Annotated in this window: 18 protein-coding genes; 3 read left to right on the top strand and 15 right to left on the bottom strand. The window is 63.5% G+C overall.

The genetic code is table 11. The annotated features are described in order from the left end of the window. Positions 1-2: 2 nt before the first annotated feature. The 7 genes from FHS48_RS15945 to FHS48_RS15915 all read right to left on the bottom strand — a co-directional run bounded on the left by FHS48_RS15945 (position 3) and on the right by FHS48_RS15915 (position 9,695). Positions 3-3,146: a type I restriction endonuclease subunit R gene (locus tag FHS48_RS15945; protein ID WP_184264817.1), complete on the bottom strand. Its 3,144-nt coding sequence runs from the start codon at positions 3,144-3,146 to the stop codon at positions 3-5. Next, positions 3,143-4,489 (bottom strand): restriction endonuclease subunit S, encoded by a 1,347-nt coding sequence (locus FHS48_RS15940; protein ID WP_184264815.1) that lies wholly within the window; start codon positions 4,487-4,489, stop codon positions 3,143-3,145. Before FHS48_RS15940 ends, FHS48_RS15945 begins: the two co-directional genes overlap by 4 nt. Then, complete coding sequence (locus tag FHS48_RS15935; protein ID WP_184264813.1) at positions 4,486-5,529, bottom strand: GIY-YIG nuclease family protein; 1,044 nt, start codon at positions 5,527-5,529, stop codon at positions 4,486-4,488. The genes FHS48_RS15940 and FHS48_RS15935 overlap by 4 nt, the downstream gene beginning before the upstream one ends. Further along, entirely contained in the window at positions 5,526-5,942 is a 417-nt protein-coding gene (locus FHS48_RS15930; RefSeq protein WP_184264811.1) for a virulence RhuM family protein, read from the bottom strand. The genes FHS48_RS15935 and FHS48_RS15930 overlap by 4 nt, the downstream gene beginning before the upstream one ends. After that, a complete protein-coding gene (locus FHS48_RS15925; RefSeq protein WP_184264809.1) occupies positions 5,939-7,678 on the bottom strand; it encodes a type I restriction-modification system subunit M in 1,740 nt (579 codons plus the stop codon). The genes FHS48_RS15930 and FHS48_RS15925 overlap by 4 nt, the downstream gene beginning before the upstream one ends. 188 nt (positions 7,679-7,866) lie before the next feature. Next, entirely contained in the window at positions 7,867-9,276 is a 1,410-nt protein-coding gene (gene glnA / locus FHS48_RS15920) for a type I glutamate--ammonia ligase (protein WP_184264807.1), read from the bottom strand. An 80-nt stretch (positions 9,277-9,356) separates the two neighbouring features. Continuing rightward, entirely contained in the window at positions 9,357-9,695 is a 339-nt protein-coding gene (locus FHS48_RS15915) for a P-II family nitrogen regulator (protein WP_019644820.1), read from the bottom strand. A 303-nt stretch (positions 9,696-9,998) separates the two neighbouring features. Here FHS48_RS15915 and FHS48_RS15910 point away from each other — a divergent pair, with 303 nt between their 5' ends. Then, a complete protein-coding gene (locus FHS48_RS15910; RefSeq protein ID WP_221443552.1) occupies positions 9,999-11,174 on the top strand; it encodes an aminotransferase in 1,176 nt (391 codons plus the stop codon). Here FHS48_RS15910 and FHS48_RS15905 read toward each other — a convergent pair. The 8 genes from FHS48_RS15905 to phnG all read right to left on the bottom strand — a co-directional run bounded on the left by FHS48_RS15905 (position 11,140) and on the right by phnG (position 17,885). Continuing rightward, positions 11,140-11,847 carry a DUF1045 domain-containing protein gene (locus FHS48_RS15905; RefSeq protein WP_184264805.1) on the bottom strand — a complete coding sequence of 236 codons (708 nt, stop codon included), beginning with the start codon at positions 11,845-11,847 and terminating at the stop codon, positions 11,140-11,142. The genes FHS48_RS15910 and FHS48_RS15905 overlap by 35 nt on opposite strands. A gap of 263 nt (positions 11,848-12,110) precedes the next feature. Then, positions 12,111-13,253, bottom strand: coding sequence for an alpha-D-ribose 1-methylphosphonate 5-triphosphate diphosphatase (locus FHS48_RS15900; protein ID WP_184264803.1), 1,143 nt, complete (start codon positions 13,251-13,253; stop codon positions 12,111-12,113). 14 nt (positions 13,254-13,267) lie between these two features. Beyond that, positions 13,268-13,993: a phosphonate C-P lyase system protein PhnL gene (gene phnL, locus FHS48_RS15895; RefSeq protein WP_184264801.1), complete on the bottom strand. Its 726-nt coding sequence runs from the start codon at positions 13,991-13,993 to the stop codon at positions 13,268-13,270. Beyond that, complete coding sequence (gene phnK / locus FHS48_RS15890; RefSeq protein WP_184264799.1) at positions 13,993-14,778, bottom strand: phosphonate C-P lyase system protein PhnK; 786 nt, start codon at positions 14,776-14,778, stop codon at positions 13,993-13,995. The genes phnL and phnK overlap by 1 nt, the downstream gene beginning before the upstream one ends. 11 nt (positions 14,779-14,789) lie before the next feature. Continuing rightward, the gene (locus tag FHS48_RS15885) at positions 14,790-15,683 is read right to left on the bottom strand and encodes an alpha-D-ribose 1-methylphosphonate 5-phosphate C-P-lyase PhnJ (RefSeq protein WP_184264797.1); all 894 of its coding nucleotides are present in this window, start codon (positions 15,681-15,683) and stop codon (positions 14,790-14,792) included. After that, a complete protein-coding gene (locus tag FHS48_RS15880; RefSeq protein ID WP_184264795.1) occupies positions 15,676-16,788 on the bottom strand; it encodes a carbon-phosphorus lyase complex subunit in 1,113 nt (370 codons plus the stop codon). The genes FHS48_RS15885 and FHS48_RS15880 overlap by 8 nt, the downstream gene beginning before the upstream one ends. A gap of 12 nt (positions 16,789-16,800) precedes the next feature. Continuing rightward, entirely contained in the window at positions 16,801-17,415 is a 615-nt protein-coding gene (gene phnH / locus FHS48_RS15875; protein WP_184264793.1) for a phosphonate C-P lyase system protein PhnH, read from the bottom strand. Continuing rightward, on the bottom strand, positions 17,412-17,885 hold the full coding sequence (phnG, locus tag FHS48_RS15870) for a phosphonate C-P lyase system protein PhnG (RefSeq protein ID WP_184264791.1): 474 nt from the start codon (positions 17,883-17,885) through the stop codon (positions 17,412-17,414). Before phnG ends, phnH begins: the two co-directional genes overlap by 4 nt. Before the next feature lie 219 nt (positions 17,886-18,104). Between phnG and phnF the strand changes: the two genes are divergently transcribed. Further along, on the top strand, positions 18,105-18,869 hold the full coding sequence (gene phnF / locus FHS48_RS15865; RefSeq protein WP_184264789.1) for a phosphonate metabolism transcriptional regulator PhnF: 765 nt from the start codon (positions 18,105-18,107) through the stop codon (positions 18,867-18,869). Positions 18,870-18,979: 110 nt separating this feature from the next. Then, positions 18,980-20,173 (top strand): alpha-D-ribose 1-methylphosphonate 5-triphosphate diphosphatase, encoded by a 1,194-nt coding sequence (locus tag FHS48_RS15860; RefSeq protein ID WP_184264787.1) that lies wholly within the window; start codon positions 18,980-18,982, stop codon positions 20,171-20,173. Positions 20,174-20,190: the final 17 nt, after the last annotated feature.

Raw genomic sequence — 20,190 nt, 5'->3', positions numbered from 1 at the left:
CGTCAAAGCGGGGCTGTCACCCCGGGGCCGCCCCGTGCCCGCAGGGCTTCGTACAGGCAGGCGTCGTTGATCAGGATATCCCGCAAGCCTTCGCGGACCTTTTCTGATCCCAGAGCCTGTCTGCTCATGGCGCTGTGCGCGGTCAGGGCATCCATGATGGCGTTCATCAGTTCCCGCCCCAGATCGGGCGAGGCGGCGAACTGCTCCTTGGTGTTGTTGGCAGCCTGTTCGGCCAGCACCGGGGATTCCAGCAGTTTTCCCATCAGCACGTTGTTGACGTAGATCAGCTTGTCATCGTCGGTCAGGTCGCCGTCAAACAGGTCGTTCACCTTTTCGATGATCGCCGCCAGAAGATCCTTCTTTTTATCCTGCACCTCGCCGGTGCCGGGGGCTGTCATGACTTTCAGGGGTTTACTCTCCCCCTGATTCAGCGGCAGGGGAAGCCTGCCCTGACTGCGCAGGCTGTGATGGGTCATGGTGATGCCGGTCAGGTCCACGCCGTCGCGTTCCCGCCCGAATTCCAGCAGCGGCAGCAGGCGGCGGAAGAAGATCCAGCGTTTCTCGATGTCGGTGCTGCCGTAGTCGAAAATCTGCGACAGAAAGGAATAGACCCGCTGGAACGCCCCGAGATCCCGTTTAAACAGGATCAGGGCCGCCAGTTCATCCTTTGCATCTTTTTCGGCGCGGCGGTCCTGCGCCGCCTGTGCGGCGGTCAGGGCCTGTTGCAGGGCACGGTAGCGGCGCAACAGCCGGTCCGCCACCGGGGCGATGGCGGCGGCAAGCTGGGCCTGCGTGGCGCGGGGGTTCAGGTCTGCCGTCACCACCCGCTCCACCTCTGCATCATCGTAATGGCCGAGGGCATCCAGCTTGGCCCGCAGGTCAAACACCAGATTGGGATCCGTGACGCCTTCCAGCTCCGCCGTTTCGTAATAGGTCTTGAAGGCGGCCAGAATGTCCTTCGGCTGATTGGCGAAGTCGAGAACGTAAGTGGTGTCCTTGCCGGGGTGGGCGCGGTTCAGGCGCGACAGGGTCTGCACCGCCTGAATGCCCGAAAGTTGCTTGTCAACGTACATACCGCACAGCAACGGCTGATCAAAGCCGGTCTGGAACTTGTTGGCCACCAGCAGGATCTGAAACTCGTCGGTGGCGAAGGCGCGGCGGATATCGCGGCTGCCAAGGGTCGGGTTCAGGGCCGGGCTGGTTTCGGTAAAGCCGTCCTCGCCCAGTTCGCTGTCGCGCACCTCGCCGGAAAAGGCCACCAGCGTGCCGATCTTATACCCCTGTTCCTTGATGTAGCGGGCCATCGCCAGTTGCCAGCGCACCACTTCCTGCCGGCTGCCGGTCACCACCATGGCCTTGGCCTGCCCCTTCAGCAGCGGGGCGACGGTATCGCGGAAGTGTTCCACCACCACCTTGACCTTCTGGCTGATGTTGTAGGGGTGCAGCCGCACCCACTGCATGATGCCCTTCAGGGCCTCGCCGGTTTCAACCTCGGTCTCGCTCCATTCCCGGCCACCGCTGGCCAGCCGGAACGCCAGCCTGTACGGCGTATAGTTGCGCAGCACATCAAGGATAAACTTTTCCTCAATCGCCTGCCGCATGGAATACACATGGAACGGCTGCGGCAGGTTGCCCGGCCCGGCGGGCTGTGACGGATCCGGCCTGCGGCCGAACAGTTCCATCGTCTTGGCCTTGGGGGTGGCGGTAAAGGCGACATAGGTCACACCGCCCCCGCCGGTCCCCCGGTTGGCACGGGTGGCCATCTGGGCCGCCAGCAGGTCTTCGGTGCTGACCTCGCCACCGTCGGCAAGGTCCTTCAGCTCTTCCGCCGACAGCACCTGCTTCAGGGTGGCGGCGGCGGCCCCGGTCTGCGAGGAATGGGCCTCGTCGGCAATCACCGCAAAGCGTTTGCCCTCGGTGGCGGCCAGCTGCTGGACCTCGGCCAGCGCGAAGGGGAAGGTTTGCAGGGTGCAGACCACCACCTTCTTGCCCTCTGCCAGCGCCTTGGCCAGCTGGCCGCTTTTGCTGCCGTGTTCGTCGGTGATGGTGGCAACCACACCGGCCGTGCGCTGGAAGGAGAAAATCGCTTCCTGCAACTGGGTGTCCAGCACCGTGCGGTCGCTGACCACCAGCACGGAATCAAACACCTTGGTCTGGTCGGCGTCGTGCAGCTCTGCCAGAAAATGCGCGGTCCAGGCGATGGAGTTGGTTTTGCCCGACCCGGCGGAATGCTGGATCAGATAGGCCTGTCCCGGCCCTTCGGCCAGTATCGCCCGGATCAGGGCGCGGGTGGCATCCAGCTGGTGGTAGCGGGGGAAGATGATCTTCTCGATCTGCTTTTTTCTGTCGCGGGTGGTGACGACATAGCGGCCGAGGATTTCCAGCCATGGGTCCGGGGCCCACACCTGTTCCCACAGATAGGCGGTGGCATGGCCGGATGGGTTGGGCGGGTTGCCTGCCGCCCCGTCATGCCCCCGGTCAAACGGCAGGAACACCGTTTCCGGCCCCAGCAGCCGGGTGGTCATCCGCACCAGTGTGTTGCTGACGGCAAAATGCACCAGCGCCCCACGGGGGAAGTCCAGCAGCGGTTCTGCCGCCTGCCCCTTGGGGCGGGGGTTGCGGTCCAGCCGGTACTGGTCCACCGCGTCATCCACCGACTGGGTGAAATCGCTTTTCAGCTCCACCGTCGCCATCGGGATGCCATTCAGGAACAGCACCAGATCAAGGCAGTTTTCGTTGTGCAGGCTGTACCGCACCTGCCGCACCACCCGCAGGCGGTTGGCACCGTAGCGGGCAAGAAGATCGGGGTTGAGGCCGAAGGCGGGCCTGAACTGGGCCAGAACCAGCTTCTGCCGCAGGCCCAGCATTTCCACCCCCTGCCGGATCACGTCCAGCGTGCCAAGGTCATCCAGCTGGCGGCGGATGCGGTCCAGCAGGGTGGCTTCCGCCGCCGCGCCATGGCTTTTCACCAGACTGTCCCACGCCTGCGGCTGGGTCTCCCGCACCCATGCCAGCACATCAGCCGGGAACAGGGCGCGGGCACGGTCATACCCGGCGGCATCGGCAGGATGATACAGCCAGCCCTGTGCCGCCATGGCGGTGCAGATATCGTCCTCGAACGCGATTTCCTTATGCAGGGTGCTCATGCGGCAGCCTCCGGGGCAGGGGCAAGGCCGCGCACGTCGATCTTCCCGGTGACGGCGGCGGAAATCAGCGCGGAGCGGTGTTCCTTCAGCAGCGCAATGGCGCGCTGGGCTTCGGTGATGAGGGTGTCGAACCTATCTATTTTTAATTCAAGATAAGCAGATATGGCAGACTGTTCATTTGGTGGTGGCAGGGGAGTCTTGGTCCGGCAAAGTTGCTCGCATGTAATAGCTCCTTTAGTGCTACCTCCCCCGTCGCTTTCAAAACGCAGGCGATCATATGCCATATCGAAGAAACGCCGCAGATATCCAACATGCAGACTTTCATCTAACGGCTTTATGTATGCGACATGCTGATTAATCGTTGCCTCGAATAGGAGGGTCGTCGCCATTCCTCTCGTTCGCCCTTCTCCAGTGATGCCGACAAGGATTGCAGGGGGCTTGACACGAGGCAGGCTGCATTCAGCCAAAGCGGTTTCAGTGATAAACGTTTCCGAGCTTCGAACTGACTCATCGTTCACTACGGAACTGTTAAGCCAAGGGTATGTACCATTCTCCCAATATCGAGGCTCATCTTTCAGCGGTGTTGCCCCGTTTCCAATCTTGGAAATGCGCTTTAACGGCTTCACCTCCCAATGCTCCGGCACCTGACCCAGCCAGTCGATGCCGCTGTCCTTCAGGGGGGCGGAGGGATCCAGCCCCTTGGTGACAGCATGGGAGATAACGGCCTGCCGCTTTTCCTTCAGCAGGTCGATCAGCCTTTCCTGTTTCGCCATCAAGGCATCAATCTTCCCCGTCTCCCGGTCGAGGAATGCAGCGATGGTGGATTGCTCTTCAGTCGTGGGAATTGGGACATTGAAAGCCGCTAACGCATCACCCGAGAGTTCCAGGAATGTTGTCCCCTTGCCCTGAATATTCAGTTCATATGTTACGGATTTTAGCAGATAAGCATAGAATTTTGACGAGACAGGTTTATTTGGAACTAATGCCTTGCATCCCTGATTAGTGCATAGGGGAGCAATAGAAATTCCAATCGACCCGATCGGAGCGCGAGTTGATAGGATAATACTGCCTTCGGGCACCATGCTTGCGCCGCATGATGATAAGCCTGCATCAGTAATTTGACGGTATGATGTTGTAATATAAAAATCGTTCAAGCCGCTCAGATCGGCGGGTGTAACCCACACGATATCGCCTTCCCAATACGAACTTACGTCTGATTTGGGCGTTGATCCTCCGACCACAGAGAATTTTCTTTTAAGTCCTGCGACTTTCCAATGCTCCGGCACCTCGCCCAGCCATTCAATGCCGCTGTCCTTGTAAGCGGGATATCGGGGGAAACTCATTCTTCATCTCCCTGCGTGGCGGGGTCGGTGATCTGCCCGTCCTGCCATTGGGCATAGGTGGTTTTGCTGCCTTTGATCCGCCACGACACACGCCCGTTGTCCTGCCGCCCAAGGATGACGGCAGAGGCGGCGCTGGGCTTGCTGAAGGCATAGTCCCGACTGAACCGCAGGGGGCCACCGGCGTTATCCGCCACCAGAACCCCTTCCTCGATCAGGCGTTGATGCAGGGGGCGGTAGCTGTTGGTCGGAACGCCGATCCACGATGGCTGGGCCTGTGACCCGGCCAGAACGACAAATTCTCCATCGACTTCCAAGGCTGCCGCTGACAGATCATGTTTCGGGCTTGTCAGTTCAAACAGGGGGCAGGTCGCCGGGGCCGGGGGATCAGCATCCTGTGCCGTCAGCAGCCCCTGCGCGGCTAACGGCGGTAAGCCGCCGGCTATCGGCAGAAGGAGGGGGGTGTCCTTCTGGGACAGCAGAGTATCCGCCGGGGTATCGGGTTGGGAGGGGGGTAGATTCGGGGACCGGATGGTCTGTTCCTTCAGTAAATCCAGTCCCAGCACCGGCAGCACCACACGAAGCTGGTCGATAAAGACTTCCATGTCCGACAGATCGGCCTCGGGCAACATCGGCACGTCCGGGGCGGTGCTGTTGGCCAGTCTGGCCCGTCCGGCCCCGGCCGCTATCTGAATCAGACGGCTTTCCAGATAGCGCACATGGGCCTTGGTCAGGTTCTGGTCCTTGCTGGTGACGATGCAGGTCTGTTCCCAGAATTCCTTGGCATCGTCCTTGTTGTGCTGGGCCAGACGTTTGCCGACGCTGTCGGTTTCGCCCACATAGATAGTGGGCTTATAGCCACCATCGGTGCCGGACAGGATGTAGATGCCGGTGCGCCCGGCCTCAGGCCGCCGCACCAGATCCGGCAGCCGGGACCGTGGCGCGGTCATCACATGCCCGGTCCAGTTCATGATTTCCGCCGTGATGATCCCGCCGGGCGTTCCGTCAACCAGAAACAGGCGGATGGAGCGGCCCTTGGTCATGGCTGGGGTTTCCTTCCGGCGGCCCGGGTGGCGCATGTGGCGGTGTCGATGGCAAAGCCTTTCCGAAGGTATTCCTGCAACACCGCCGTTGCCCAGCGGCGGAACTGGCTGCCACGCGGGCTGCGGACGCGGTAGCCGACCGGGAGAACCATTTCCAGACGGTAGATGGAAATCCGGCGTTGGATCTGTCGCCCGCCCTCGGTCTGAACGTGTAAGAAATCCTTACAGGTTGCCTCGCGGTCCAATCCGCCATCGCCATAGAGGGTGCGGATATGCTGGGTGATGTTCTGCGGCGTGGTCTGGAACAGTTCGGCCATCTCCGCCTGAGACAGCAAGACGGTCCCATCCTGACGTTTCAGGCGCAGGTGGGTGCCACCGTCCTCGCTGTTGTAGAGGATCACGGAATCATTCATCCCGCGATCTCCCCCAGCATGGCCTGAATCCGCCCGACCACCTGTTTCAGGTCGGCATCAATCGCTTCCAGCGGGCGCGGCGGCTGGAAGACGTAGAAATGCCGGTTGAAGGGGATTTCGTAGCCGATCTTGGTCTTGTCGTGATCAATCCACGCATCGGGCACATGGGGCAGCACCTCCCGCCGGAAGTATTCTTCCACATCCTGATCCAGCGGCACGTTCTCGGTATCGCGCAGTTTGGGGTCGGGCTGGATTTTGCCCTTGGCCTTGCCTTTCTGGCCGACCACCGGCTTGCCGTCTTCCATCAACGGGCGTTCCACGGTGATGGTGCGGTAGCCGAAATCGCTGTTGCGGAAAATCCGGCTGACCGGTTTGCCGTCCTCGTCGGCCTCGACGCACTGGCCGAACAGCCGGGTGATCCGGTCAATATGGTCGTCGGACAGTTCCTTGCGCTTTGACCCCAGGCTTTTGCGCATTTTCTGCCACATGCCGGACGCGTCAATCAGCTGGACGCGGCCCTTGCGGTGGGCCGGTTTGCGGTTGCTGACCACCCAGACATAAGTGCTGATGCCGGTGTTGTAGAACATGTCGGTCGGCAGGCCGACAATGGCCTCCAGCAGGTCATTTTCCAGCACATAGCGGCGGATTTCGCTTTCCCCGCTTTCCGCCCCGCCGGTGAACAGCGGCGATCCGTTCAGCACGATGCCGAAGCGTGATCCGCCTTCCGCCGCCGGGCGCATCTTGGAAATCAGGTGCAGCAGGAACAGCATCGACCCGTCGGACACGCGCGGCAGGCCGGGGCCGAAGCGGCCGGTGTAGCCCAGAGTCTCCCGTTCCCGCCGGACTTCCTTCTCCACCTTCTTCCATTCCACCCCGAACGGCGGGTTGGACAGCATATAGTCAAACCGCGTTGCCGGGTGGCCGTCTTCCGACAGGGTATTGCCAAAGGCGATGTTGGAGACATCCTGCCCCTTGATCAGCATATCGGCCTTGCAGATGGCGAAGGATTCCGGGTTCAGTTCCTGCCCGTACATGCTCAGGCGGGCCTTGGGGTTGTGCTCGGCCAGATACTCTTCGGCGATTGACAGCATGCCGCCGGTGCCCGCCGTGGGGTCATAGATGGTGCGGACCACGCTGGGTCTGGAGAGAACATCGTCATCTTCAATGAAGATCAGGTTGACCATCAGGCGGATGACTTCGCGCGGGGTGAAATGCTCCCCGGCGGTTTCGTTCGACAGTTCGGCAAACTTGCGGATCAGCTCTTCAAACACCAGCCCCATCTGATGGTTGCTGACCCGGTCGGGGTGAAGATCAACCTGCGCGAAGCGTTCCGTCACCTGATACAGCAGCCCGGCCTTGGCAAGGCGTTCGATCTGGGCATGGAATTCAAACCGTTCGAAGATATCGCGCACGGCGGGGGAAAAGGCGTTGAGGTAGCTGTAGAGGTTCTCGCGGATATGGTCGGGGTCGCCGATCAGCGTCTTCATATCCAGCGGCGAGACGTTGAAGAAACTTTGCCCGGCCACCCGTTCCACGAACGGATCGGGGACAATGCCCATGGCCTGCTTGGCCTGATATTCGGCCAGAACGGCGGGCTTGGTTGCTTCCAGCACGCAATCAAGGCGGCGCAGCACGGTAAAGGGCAGGATGACCCGCCCGTAGTCGGACTGTTTGTAATCCCCGCGCAGAAGATCGGCGACAGACCAGATGAAGGCCGACAGGGACTGCTGGTTCATGGGGGAACGATCCTCGGGTGAGTTTGTAACGCTTTGGTCTGGCACGATACAGGGGAACTACCAAAGCGGGCAAGGGCGGGATGCCGCGCCTGAATGCGCAAAGCCATCTGCCCAAAGCAAAACCCCCGCCGGTTGCCCGGCGGGGGTCTGCAACACAGTGCTGGTTCCGCAGGAACCGACCGGTCTGCTTACGCAGAGTAGTACATTTTGTACTCGATCGGGTGCGGGGTGTGTTCGTAGGCGTACACTTCCTGATACTTCAGCTCGATGTAAGACTCGATGAAGTCCTTGGTGAAGACGTCGCCACGGGTCAGGAACTCGTGGTTGGCCTTCAGGGATTCCAGCGCTTCACGCAGCGAACCGCAGACGGTCGGCACCTGAGCCAGTTCTTCCGGCGGCAGGTCGTACAGGTTCTTGTCCATCGGGTCGCCCGGGTGGATCTTGTTCTGGATGCCGTCCAGACCGGCCATCATCATGGCGGTGTAGGCCAGATACGGGTTGGCGGTCGGATCCGGGAAGCGCACTTCCACGCGCTTGCCCTTCGGGCTGGCAACGTGCGGGATACGGCAGGACGCGGAGCGGTTGCGGGCGGAATAGGCCAGCAGCACCGGGGCTTCGAAGCCCGGGATCAGGCGCTTGTAGGAGTTGGTGGACGGGTTGGTGAAGGCGTTCAGGGCCTTGGCATGCTTGATGATGCCGCCGATGTAGTACAGCGCCATGTCCGACAGGTCGGCATAGCCCGAACCGGCGAACAGCGGCTTGCCGTCCTTCCACAGGGACTGGTGAACGTGCATGCCCGAGCCGTTGTCGCCGGCCAGCGGCTTCGGCATGAAGGTCGCGGTCTTGCCATAGGAATGGGCGACCATGTGCACGACGTACTTGTAGGTCTGCATCCAGTCAGCAGCCTGCATCAGGGTGCCGAACTTGAAGCCCAGTTCGTGCTGCGACGCGGCCACTTCGTGGTGATGCTTTTCCATGGGCAGGCCCATGTCCATCATCACGGTGCACATTTCGGCGCGCAGGTCGACGGCGTTGTCAACCGGCGGAACCGGGAAGTAACCACCCTTGACACCCGGACGGTGGGCGTAGTTGCCCTGTTCGAAGGTCTTGTCGGTCACCCACGGGGCGTCTTCGGAATCCAGCTCGAAGGAAACCTTGTGCATATCGACGGTGTAGCGCACGTCGTCGAACACAAAGAATTCAGCTTCCGGGCCGAAGTAGGCGGTGTCGGCGATGCCGACGGACTGGGCGTAGGCCAGACCCTTCTTGGCAACGGCGCGCGGGCAGCGGTCATACAGCTGGCCGGTGGCCGGATCGACGACGTCGCAGACGATGATCAGGTGCGGCTGGGCAGCGAACGGATCCAGCACGGCGGTGGACAGATCCGGCATCAGGATCATGTCGGATTCATTGATTTCCTTCCAGCCGAGGATGGAGGAACCGTCGAACATAACGCCTTCGGTCAGCAGGTCTTCATCAACGGTGGAGACGTGCTGGGCGGTGTGCTGCCACTTGCCCTTCGGGTCGGTAAAGCGGAAATCGACATACTTAACGTCGTTTTCCTTGATCATCTCGAGAATGGTATTGACGTCGGACATTGTCCTGCTTCCCGTTATCAGTGGCGAAACATAGGGTTAGGTAGGGGTTCCGGAGCAGCCGGGCGGGGCGGGGCGGCGGATCAGACCGCTTCGTCCCCGCGTTCCCCGGTGCGGATCCGGATGGCATCTTCGATGGTGGAAATGAAAATCTTGCCGTCGCCGATGCGACCGGTCTGGGCGGCGGACTGAATGGCTTCGATCGCCCGTTCGACCAGCGCATCCTGAATGACCAGCTCAATCTTCACTTTCGGCAGGAAGTCGACGACATATTCGGCGCCGCGGTACAGCTCGGTATGCCCCTTCTGACGGCCAAAGCCCTTGGCTTCGGTCACGGTCAGGCCCTGCAGGCCGATTTCATGAAGGGCTTCCTTCACTTCGTCCAGCTTGAACGGCTTGATGATGGCTTCGATCTTCTTCATGAGCCGGTCGTCTCTTCCCTTGGTCAGGCGCGCCGGGGTGGTATTCCGGTGCGGTGAACTGGTTTGCGGATCTTACATATCACGTTGCGTGCCAACTCGCCAACGCTATTGAAAATAAACGGAAATTTCACAGGCTGCCGCAAGTTTGGGCGAGTCGGAAAACGGAATCTGATTAAATTTACGGCAGATATGCCTGTTTTTTAACCGGACTCCGCCGCCGGGGAGGGGGTGCAGATGCCTAAGTCTTGTGCTATGGGGAAGGCACGGACCCCCATAACGACCGGAGTCGGACAGGAGACCCCCATGGTGAAAGCGGCCAACAGCATTCTTTCCTCCTACGGAACCACGATTTTTGAGGTGATGTCGCGTCTGGCGGTGGAACATGGCGCGGTGAATCTCGGGCAGGGCTTTCCCGCCGGGCTGGAACCGGCTGACATTATCGCCGCCGCCGCCCGGGCCGTGACCGAGGGCCCGCACCAGTATCCGTCGATGCTGGGTCTTCCGGCGCTGCGGCAGGCGATTGCCGCCCACGAGAAGACCTTCTGGGGTCTGGATGTGGACTGGCAGTCGGAGGTGCTGGTGGTGTCCGGCGCGACGGAAGCGCTGGCGGACTGCCTGTTCGGCCTGATTGAGCCGGGCGATGAGGTGATTGTGTTCGAGCCGCTGTACGACAGCTACGTGCCGATCATCCGCCGCGCCGGAGGGGTGCCGGTGCCGGTGCGCCTGTCGCCGCCGGACTGGACCCTGCCACGGGCCGAGCTGGCGGCGGCGTTCTCGGACAAGACCAAGCTGGTGCTGCTGAACACCCCGATGAACCCCTGCGCCAAGGTGTTCAGCCGCGATGATCTGGCCTATGTCGCCGGGCTGGTGCAGCAGCACGATGCCTATGCTCTGTGCGACGAGGTTTATGAACATCTGGTGTTCGACGGGCAGGACCATGTGCCGATGATCACCCTGCCGGGCATGCGGGAGCGCTGCATCCGCATCGGATCGTTCGGCAAGGTGTTTTCACTGACCAGCTGGAAGGTCGGCTATATCGTCGCCGCCCCGGCGCTGATGCAGCCGATTGCCCGTACCCACCAGTACATGACCTTCACCACCCCGACCGCCTTGCAGGCGGCGGTGGCGTGGGGGCTGGAACACCGCGATGATTATGTGCGGGGTCTGGCCGGGCAGCTTCAGGCCCGCCGCGACCGGCTGGCCGCCGGGCTGGCAGAGCTGGGCTACCGCCCGCTGACGGCGCAGGGCACCTACTTCCTGACGGTGGACTTTTCCGCCCTTGGGCAGGAAGGCGATGCCGATTACTGCCGCCGCCTGACCACCGAAGCCAAGGTGACGGCGGTGCCGCTGTCGCCGTTCTACCTCGACCGGCCGGGGGTGGAGACGCCGCGCAGCTTCATCCGCTTCTGCTTCGCCAAGACCGATGCGGAAATTGACGAGGCGCTCATCCGCCTGCGGGCATACGGCGCCACAGCGTAAACGGCTGGCTGCGGTCCGGCTGGCGGTACAGGGCAACCTCCGTCAGCCGCAGCGCGTCCAGTCCGCATGGGGCAAACAGGGCGGTCAGATCCTGCGTCAGCGCGGCGATCCGGTCGCCCTGACCGTTTGCAAGGGCAGCCAGCGGCCCGGTCAGCGTCATGTGAAAACGGAAAGTCTCCAGCACATAGGGATAGCCCCAGCGGCTGAGATGGGCGTCTTCCGCCGGGGTCAGGCCCTTGGCGCGGCGTTTGGCCTGCTGCTCCGGGGTTTCCGGGCAGCGGAACGGGTCCAGTTCCGTCACGCAGCGCCCGGCGAAGGCCTGAAGTGGGGCGGAAGGTTGCACCGGGATCAGGGCTAGAAATCCGCCCAGCCGCGTCACCGCCAGCGGTGGCAGGGCAAACGCGGGCTGATCGGCCATCAGGACGGCCACCGCCTTCAGCAATCCATCCTCATCGGTGCCGTCGGCCAGCGCGAACGGGGCCTTCAGGGTGGCATGAAAGCCGTAGAAGCGCGGGGCTTCCGTCAGCGCCCGGGTCTCATCTGTGGTCAGTCCGGCCAGTTCCGGTTGATCCTGCGGCGTGCCGTCCACCGCCCGCCCCAGCCAGCGGGCCGCCGTCTGTTCCAGCGCCGATCCGGCCGGAGGAGCGTAGTAGATGGCATAACGGGCGGTCATGGTGGGATGTGTCCTGAGGAGAGAGAAAGAGAACGGGGCGCTGCCCCGTGACCCCGCAAAGGGCCTTCAGGCCCTTTGATCCCGTTGTTGGGGGAGGGGGATATGTTGTTTTTTGGGGTGCGGGCAACGCCCGCTGAACAAAGAGGGAGGCCTGACCGAAAAGCGATCTCCGGTCAGGTTGAAACAAAAAACAGAGGTGAAGGAGGCTGGGCCTCCTTCTGGGGTGTGGGGAAAAGCCCCGCGTTCCCCTTTCCCTTTCTCTCTTAATACACCACCGCGCCATCGCGCCAGACGCGGCGGACGAGGGGGGTGTTGTCCTGCACGGTGACGCGCACAAGGTCGGCGCGCAGGCCGGGGGTGATGCTGCCCCGGTCGGTCAGGCCGACCATGGCGGCGATGTTGGCGGAAACGCAGGCGACGGCGTCATGCAGGGCCATTCCGGCCTTTTCGGTCAGCAGGATCACCGACTGAAGCAGGGAATAGGGCACATAATCCGATGACAGGCCGTTGAGCAGGCCGCGCTTGGCCAGATCAAGGGCGGAAATATTGCCGGAGTGGGAGCCGCCGCGCACGACGTTGGGGCCGCCCATGATGGTGCCCTGCCCATGTTTGCGGGCCAGTTCGGCGGCTTCGAAGGTGATCGGGAATTCCGAGATCACGCAGCCGTCGGCGAGGGATTCCAGAACATGGGCCTCGGTGGCGTCGTCATGGCTGGCCAGCGGCAGGTTACGCTGGCGCGACAGGGCGACGATCTCGCGGCGGTGCTTGTTGGAATACTTGTCCTGATCTTCGCGGCACTGGGCGAGGATGCCTTCCAGCTGCTCCGGGGTCCAGCTTTCACCCTTGTAGTACTGGACGAACTTGGAGATGTCGCTCCACTGGCGCTGACCGGGGGTGTGGTCCATGACCGAGACCAGCTTGGTCAGCGGGTGATCGACGAAGGGCTCGAACAGCTCAACCACGCAGGGGTCGGAGACCTCGCAGCGCAGGTGGAACAGGTGGTTGGCGCGCAGCATGCCGCTGGTCTGGGCGTGCTGCACGGCGGCAAGGGACTGGTTGAGGATTTCGCGCCGCATGCCGCGGCCCCGGTATTCCCCGACTGAGACGGCATCGTAGACGGTGGTGATGCCGGCCCCGATCACCTGGGTGTCGTGGGCGGCGGCGGCGGCCAGTGCGTTGGGCCACAGCACGCCGGGGCGCGGCTCAAAATGCTTTTCCATATTGTCGGTGTGCATTTCGATCAGGCCGGGCAGCAGCAGGTCGCCGCCCAGATCGACAGCGCCGGGGGCAGCGCTGGGGGTGTCGGCCACTTCGGCGATCAGGCCATCCCGCACGACGACGGTGCCGGTAAAATCGGCGTCGCGGGTGACGACGCGGGCATTGGTCAGGATCAGTTCTGCGCTCATGATGGGGAGTCTCTTCAAGCAGCCTGGGACGGAACGGGGAGGACATCAAACAGCCGGTCGGCGACGGCGGCACGGGCGTCGGCATCGTGGAAGATACCGATCACGGCGGCCCCGCGCTGCTTGGCTTCGGTGATCAGCTCCAGCACGGTGGCGCGGTTGGCAGCGTCAAGGCTGGCGGTCGGTTCGTCAAGCAGCAGCACCGGGTAGGGCACGCTGAAACCCCGGGCGATGTTAACGCGCTGCTGTTCGCCACCGGAGAAGGTGGCCGGGGCGAGGGACCACAGCCGTTCGGCAATGCGCAGGCGGGTCAGCAGGGCACGGGCGCGGTCGCGGGCCTCCTCCGGCGCGGTGCCGAGGGTGATCAGCGGTTCCGCCACAATGTCCAGCGTGCTGACACGCGGGATGACGCGCAGGAACTGCGAGACATAGCCCATGGTGTGGCGGCGCACGGCGAGGATCTGGTGCGGGGTGGCGCTGACCATATCGACGGTGCCGCCGTCATGGCGGACCAGTACCTGACCGGAGCCGGGCTTGTAGTTGGCATACAGTGACCGCAGCAGGGTGGATTTTCCGGCCCCGGACGGCCCGTGCAGGGCGACGCATTCGCCGGGAAAGACATCCAGCGTCAGCCCGGCAAACACCGGCAGGCGGGCCCCGCCCTGCGTGTGCAGGACGAAGGTTTTCTCAAGGTTGCGCACGGCAACGGCGGGGAGGGGGGCGTTGGTTTGGCTTGTCATCATCACACCTGCAACACCGAGGAGACCAGAAGCTGGGTATAGGGGTGGTGCGGGTCATCCAGCACCTGATCGGTCAGGCCGCTTTCCACCACCCGGCCTTCCTTCATCACCATCAGGCGGTGGGCCAGCAGGCGGGCGACGGCCAGATCGTGGGTGACGATGATCACCGACAGGCCAAGGCTGCTGACCAGCCCGCGCAGCAGATCCAGCAGGCGGGCCTGCACGGAAACGTCAAGGCCGCCGGTCGGTTCATCCATGAACACCAGACGCGGCTGGGTCACCAGATTGCGGGCAATCTGCAACCGCTGCTGCATGCCGCCGGAGAAGGTGCGCGGCAGGTCATCGGTGCGGTCATCGCTGATTTCCACCCGGCCCAGCCAGTCGATGGCCTGATCGCGGATCTCGCCGTAATGGCGCGCCCCGACCGCCATCAGCCGTTCGCCGATGTTGGCCCCGGCGGAAACGGTCATCCGCAGGCCGTCACGGGGGTTCTGGTGGACAATGCCCCATTCGGTGCGCATCAGCAGGCGGCGGCGCGGCTCGGAGACACTGTACAGGTCGATCTCGCCGTCATGGCGGCTTTGGTACAGCACCCGGCCGCCGCCGGGCTCCTGCCGGGCCGACAGGCACGACAGCAGGGTGGACTTGCCGGAACCGGACTCCCCGACAATGCCCAGCACCTCGCCGGGGTAGAGATCAAACGACACATCGCCGCAGCCAAGGCGGCTGCCGTAGTAGTGGGTCAGCCCTTCAACCCGCAGCAGCGGGGCGGGAGGGGTCATGGTCATGATCATGATCCTTATTCGGCGGCGGTGGCGCGCTGATAGGCGTCGGCATCCACGCCCTGCGGGCCGACATGCCCGGCGGCGCGGCGGTCGCCGCAGTAATCGCTGTCGGAACAGACGTACATCCGCCCGCCCTTATCGTCGGTGATGACTTCATCGAGGAAGCTGTCGGTGGCCCCGCACAGGGCGCAGCAGTCATCCCAGCGCTGGACCTCGAACGGGTGATCGGTGAAATCGAGGCTTTTGACCGGGGTATAAGGCGGTACGGCGTAGATGCGCTTTTCCCGCCCGGCCCCGAACAGTTGCAGCGCCGGGCTGTTGTTCAGTTTGGGATTGTCAAACTTGGGGATCGGCGACGGGGCCATCAGGTAGCGGTCGTTGACCATCACCGGGTAGTCATAGGTGGTGGCGATATGGCCGAAGCGGGCGATATCCTCGTACAGCTTGACGTGCATCACCCCGTATTCCTGAAGGGCGTGCATCTTGCGGGTCTCGGTCTCACGCGGTTCCATCCAGCGCAGCGGCTCCGGGATCGGCACCTGATAGACCATGATCTGGTTTTCGGTCAGCGCCGTTTCCGGGATGCGGTGGCGGGTCTGGATCACCGTGGCCTCCACCGTCTTTTCCGTGGTCTTCACGGCGGCGGTGCGGGCGAAAAAGCGGCGGATCGACACGGCATTGGTGGTGTCATCGGCGCCCTGATCGATCACCTTCAGGGTATCGTCCTGCCCGATGATGGCGGCGGTGACCTGAATGCCGCCGGTGCCCCAGCCGTAGGGCAGCGGCATCTCGCGCCCGGCAAACGGCACCTGATACCCGGGGATTGCCACCGCCTTCAGGATGGCGCGGCGGATCATCCGCTTGGTCTGTTCATCAAGGTAGGCGTAGTTGTAGCCGGTATCAGTCATTGCGGCTCTCCTGTTCGCCGTTTTGGGCGGCGCGGCGGCGGGCTTCGTATTCGGCACGCAGGGCGCGCACCGCCACCAGTTCGGACTGGAAGTCAACGTAGTGCGGCAGCTTCAGGTGCTGGGTGAAGCCGGAGGATTCGACGGTGTCGCCATGGCTGAGGACGAATTCCTCATCCTGCGCCGGGGCGGTGATATCCTCGCCCAGCTCCCGGGCGCGCAGGGCCCGGTCAACCAGCGCCATCGACATCGCCTTGCGCTCACCGTGGCCGAAGGTCAGGCCATAGCCACGGGTGAACTGCGGCGGCGTGGTCTTCGACCCCTTGAACTGGTTGATCATCTCGCATTCGGCAACCTCGATGCTGCCGATGCGCACCGGGAAGCCGAGTTCTTCGGGGATGATCTCCACATCAACGCTGCCGATGCGGATTTCCCCGGCGAAGGGGTGGCTTTTGGCATAGCCGCGCTGGGTGGAATAGCCGAGGGCCAGCAGCCAGCCTTCATCGGCACGGGCGAGGGTCTGCAACCGCACCGCCCGGTCCGCCGGGTACAGCGGCGGTTCGCGGGTGATGTCGCCGGGGTCGGCATCATCGGCAGCGGTGTCCGGCTCGATCAGCCCTTCGGCATTCAGCAGGGCGGTGACGCGCGGGCAGGCCTCCAGCGGGGCGGCATCGGCGGGCACCGGCACCGGGGTGTCTCCTTCGGCGGCCAGCGCGAAATCCAGCAGGCGGTGGGTGTAATCGAAGGTCGGCCCCAGCACCTGCCCGCCGGGCAGATCCTTGAAGGTGGCGGAAATGCGCCGGATGATCCGCATGGTGTCGGTGTCCAGCGGCTCTGTCGTCGCCAGACGCGGCAGGGTGGTGCGGTAGGCGCGCAGCAGGAAAATCGCTTCCATCAGGTCGCCGCGCGCCTGCTTGATCGCCAGTGCCGCCAGATCCCGGTCGTAGAGGGACCCTTCGGTCATCACCCGGTCAACCGCCAGCGTCATCTGGTTTTTGATCTGCTCCAGCGTCAGTTCCGGCACGGCGGCATCACCGCGCCGCTGTTCGGCCAGAAGCTGGTGGGCGGTGTCGATGGCCTTTTCGCCGCCTTTGACAGCTACATACATCGGTGTGTCTCCTTAACCGGCGGCCGTAAGGGTGGCGTGGGTGGTGCGTGGCAGGCCACACACCGCCTCCGGGGTGGTCAGCAGCACGTCCACCCCCTGCGGGAACAGCGGGGCGAAGGCTTCGCGGTCAGCCCAGAATGCGTCCGGCAGGCCGGAGACGGTCAGGCTGAGGCTGCCGTCAATGCCCGGTCCGGTCAGGGTGCGGGCCGGGGATGTGGCATCCTGCGGCGGCAGCTGCACAATCAGGGTGGCGGCCAGATCCGGGGCCTCGGCGGTGCCAAGGCTGAAGCGGTCCAGCGCCGTCAGGGCGGCACAGTCGGCAATCACCGCGAAGGCGGCCTGTTCCGGCAGCGACACCAGCGGGGCCCCGGTATGGAAACGGACCCAGCCGGTGACCTCCGGGGTGGACAGCACCGGGTCCAGCCACAGCGGGGTATCCATGTCGGCCAGCGTCAGGATCATCGCGGCGGCAGCGGCGGACAAGGGGGCCGGAGCCGGGGGCAGGTGCGGCACGGTGGCCCACTGGCCGGGGCGGCTGAGGGCCGTCAGCGCACAGCGGAACACCGCCTGCGACTGATGCACGGCATCGCTGAAACCGGGGGTGAGGGAGGATGCGGCAAGTGTCATTCGTTTTCTCCCCGCACCAGCGTGAAGAAGTCCACCCGCGTCGCCGCCGCCTTGGCGGCGGTGCTGTGGCGGGCGGCATCACGCCGCTGTTCCGCCGGGGTGATCAGGGTGCGGTCAAGGCTGTCGGACAGGGCGGGATCCTGCATCAGGGCATCAAACACGGCGGCCAGCTCGGCGTGGCGGCGGTCACGCCCGGCCACCCATGAAAAGCCGGTCAGGCCGCTGTCGAGGCGCACGGCGCAGCGGGTCAGGGTCATTTCCCCCAGATTGAAGCGGCTGCCGGTGCCGCCGGAGCGGGCACGGACCAGCGCGGAACCGGTTTCCGGGGTGCGCAGGAAGGTATAGCGCGGCGGCTGCGGCAGGGCGGTGACAGCGGCTTCCAGCACCGGCAAGGGGGTTTCGGCCAGAAGGCCGATCCAGCGCTGGCGCGCCTGCTGATCGGCGGAGAGGGGAGTGGCGGTGGCGGACATGGGAACTCCATGGCGGACAGGATGGGAGCAACAGGGCGAGAAAGAACGGACGGAGATCTCTGGACAGGTCGCCGATTTGTCTGTGGGGAGCGACAACCGCAAAAATTTGTCTAGACATCTAAACTAATCTCTTTATATTGGCAGTTATGCAGCCGGACAAGCGCCTTTGCGTGACTGTTTCGTTGCACTGCCTTTGCCCCGCTTTTTCAGGAGGATGGAATGCCGCCGTCTGACCCGTCTGTCCCCCCGCTGCCGCTGTCGGCCGACCTCAGCCGTGAAAACGGAGTCGCCCTGTGGAAGCAGATCCAGCAGGTGCTGGAGGCGGAAATTGCCCAGGGCGTCTGGCCGCCGGGCGAGAAACTGCCGACCGAGTTCCAGCTTGCCGAACGCTTTGACGTTAACCGCCACACCGTGCGGCGGGCGCTGGCGGGCATGGAGGAAAAGGGCCTGCTGCGGGTGGAGCAGGGGCGCGGCATCTTCGTGCATGAGCATGTCATTGATTACATGGTGACCAAGCGCACCCGCTTCACCGAAAACCTGCGCCGCCAGAACCGCAGCACCGACGGAAAGTTCCTGTTCGTGGAGATGGAAGGCGCTTCAGAGAAAGTGGCGAAGGCGCTGGGCCTGCGCGAAGGCGACCCGGTGATCTGCTGTGCCAAGGTGTCCTATGCCGACGGGCGGCCGATCAATGTATCGGAAACCTATTTCTCCGCCGTGCGCTTTCCCGGCATTGAGGACGTGCTGCGCGAGTGTGAATCGATCACCGAGGCGTTGCAGCGCTGCGGCGTGCGTGACTACACCCGCAAAAGCACCCGGGTGATTGCCCGCCTGCCATCGCAGGCCGATGCCGACCACCTGCGTCAGCCGCGCAACCGCCCGGTTCTGGTGACAGAAGGTCTGGATGTGGACGAAAACGGCCGTCCGGTCAGCTTCGGCGCATCGCGCTGGGCCAGTGACTGGGTGCAGATTGTGTTCGAGAACTGAAAATATAGAGAGATAAAATTGAAACAATAAGTACATTGTAAAAATCAAAATTTTTTTGTCATTATTTGAATTGAAGATAATGTATCGCGTCAATTCAAAGGATGACTGTTATGTTTGTTCTGTCTGGTGGTCGGGTATTGTCCGGTGACGGTGTGGTCTGTGATGGCAGCCTGCTGGTGCGCAATGGCCGTATCGAGGGAATCCTGCCGGATAGCGCGGCGGCCCCGGACGGGGCACGGGTGCTGGATGTCGGCGGGGCACTGATCCTGCCCGGCATCATCGACCTGCACGGCGATGCCTTTGAACGGCAGCTGATGCCGCGCCCGGATGTGCATATGCCGATGGCGGTGGCGCTGATGGAAACCGACCGCCAGATGTTGGCCAATGGCATCACCACCGCGTATCACGGTCTGACGTGGTCGTGGGAACCCGGCCTGCGCGGTCGCGAGGCTGCCCGTACCTTTATTGCTGAACTGGCCCGCCTGCGTCCGCATCTGGGCTGTGACACCCGCCTGCACCTGCGCCACGAAATCGCCAATCTGGCCGACGAGCCGGAACTGACGGCGCTTCTGGCCTCCGGGCAGGTCGATCTTCTGGCCTTCAACGACCATATCGACAGCATCCGGCGGTCTTTGGACAAGCCGGGCAAGGCCGGGGCCTATGCCGCCCGCACCGGACTGACCGTTCCGGCACTGTATGCGTTGATTGACAGCCTGCTGGAGCAGCGGTCGGAGTGGATTCCCTCTCAGGCGCGGCTGGCGGCGGTGGCGGCAGAACACGGGGTGGCGATGGCCAGCCATGATGATCCGTCCCCGGCCTTCCGGCAGGAGATGCAGGCGATGGGATGCACCATCTCGGAATTCCCGCTGGATGCCGAGACGGCGCGGGCGGCGCGGGACATGGGCAGCCCGGTGGTGCTGGGGGCGCCAAACATTCTGCGCGGCGGCAGCCACTGCGGGCGGCTGAACGCGGCGGAGGCGATCGGCGCCGGTCTGGGGACGGTCCTGACGTCGGATTACTACTATCCGGCCCTGTTGCTGGCGGCGTTCCGGCTGGCGCAGGACGGGGTGTGCTATCTGCCCGACGCCTGGGGGCTGGTGTCGTGGAATGCCGCCGATGCCGCCGGGTTGACCGACCGGGGCCGCATTGCCCCCGGCCTGCGGGCCGATCTGACGGTGGTGGATGACAGCCTGCCCGAATGTCCGCGGGTACAGGCCACCTTTGTCAACGGCCACTGCCTGTTCAACGCGCTGGGCCTGCGGGCACAGTCGGTCAGCGGGAAGACTGCCGTGGCGGCGGCCTGAGTGTCCTGACCCGTTCC

The organism is Novispirillum itersonii, from assembly GCF_014205675.1.
Classification (GTDB): domain Bacteria; phylum Pseudomonadota; class Alphaproteobacteria; order Rhodospirillales; family Rhodospirillaceae; genus Novispirillum; species Novispirillum itersonii_A.
The sequence above is the reverse complement of the archived record's forward strand: the minus strand, read 5'-3'. Positions and strand labels throughout refer to the sequence as shown.

Bases quoted from the DNA above. Each gene is read 5' to 3' on its own strand.
- FHS48_RS15935 (WP_184264813.1), bottom strand. From the start codon at position 5,529: ATGACCAAGGGCCGCTCCATCCGCCTGTTTCTGGTTGACGGAACGCCC.
- FHS48_RS15915 (WP_019644820.1), bottom strand. From the start codon at position 9,695: ATGAAGAAGATCGAAGCCATCATCAAGCCGTTCAAGCTGGACGAAGTG.
- phnF (WP_184264789.1), top strand. From the start codon at position 18,105: ATGCCGCCGTCTGACCCGTCTGTCCCCCCGCTGCCGCTGTCGGCCGAC.
- FHS48_RS15900 (WP_184264803.1), bottom strand. From the start codon at position 13,253: ATGAGCGCAGAACTGATCCTGACCAATGCCCGCGTCGTCACCCGCGAC.
- FHS48_RS15930 (WP_184264811.1), bottom strand. From the start codon at position 5,942: ATGAATGATTCCGTGATCCTCTACAACAGCGAGGACGGTGGCACCCAC.
- FHS48_RS15880 (WP_184264795.1), bottom strand. From the start codon at position 16,788: ATGTATGTAGCTGTCAAAGGCGGCGAAAAGGCCATCGACACCGCCCAC.
- FHS48_RS15860 (WP_184264787.1), top strand. From the start codon at position 18,980: ATGTTTGTTCTGTCTGGTGGTCGGGTATTGTCCGGTGACGGTGTGGTC.
- phnG (WP_184264791.1), bottom strand. From the start codon at position 17,885: ATGTCCGCCACCGCCACTCCCCTCTCCGCCGATCAGCAGGCGCGCCAG.
- FHS48_RS15925 (WP_184264809.1), bottom strand. From the start codon at position 7,678: ATGAACCAGCAGTCCCTGTCGGCCTTCATCTGGTCTGTCGCCGATCTT.
- FHS48_RS15905 (WP_184264805.1), bottom strand. From the start codon at position 11,847: ATGACCGCCCGTTATGCCATCTACTACGCTCCTCCGGCCGGATCGGCG.
- FHS48_RS15885 (WP_184264797.1), bottom strand. From the start codon at position 15,683: ATGACTGATACCGGCTACAACTACGCCTACCTTGATGAACAGACCAAG.
- glnA (WP_184264807.1), bottom strand. From the start codon at position 9,276: ATGTCCGACGTCAATACCATTCTCGAGATGATCAAGGAAAACGACGTT.
- phnL (WP_184264801.1), bottom strand. From the start codon at position 13,993: ATGATGACAAGCCAAACCAACGCCCCCCTCCCCGCCGTTGCCGTGCGC.
- phnH (WP_184264793.1), bottom strand. From the start codon at position 17,415: ATGACACTTGCCGCATCCTCCCTCACCCCCGGTTTCAGCGATGCCGTG.
- phnK (WP_184264799.1), bottom strand. From the start codon at position 14,778: ATGACCATGACCCCTCCCGCCCCGCTGCTGCGGGTTGAAGGGCTGACC.
- FHS48_RS15945 (WP_184264817.1), bottom strand. From the start codon at position 3,146: ATGAGCACCCTGCATAAGGAAATCGCGTTCGAGGACGATATCTGCACC.
- FHS48_RS15910 (WP_221443552.1), top strand. From the start codon at position 9,999: ATGGTGAAAGCGGCCAACAGCATTCTTTCCTCCTACGGAACCACGATT.
- FHS48_RS15940 (WP_184264815.1), bottom strand. From the start codon at position 4,489: ATGAGTTTCCCCCGATATCCCGCTTACAAGGACAGCGGCATTGAATGG.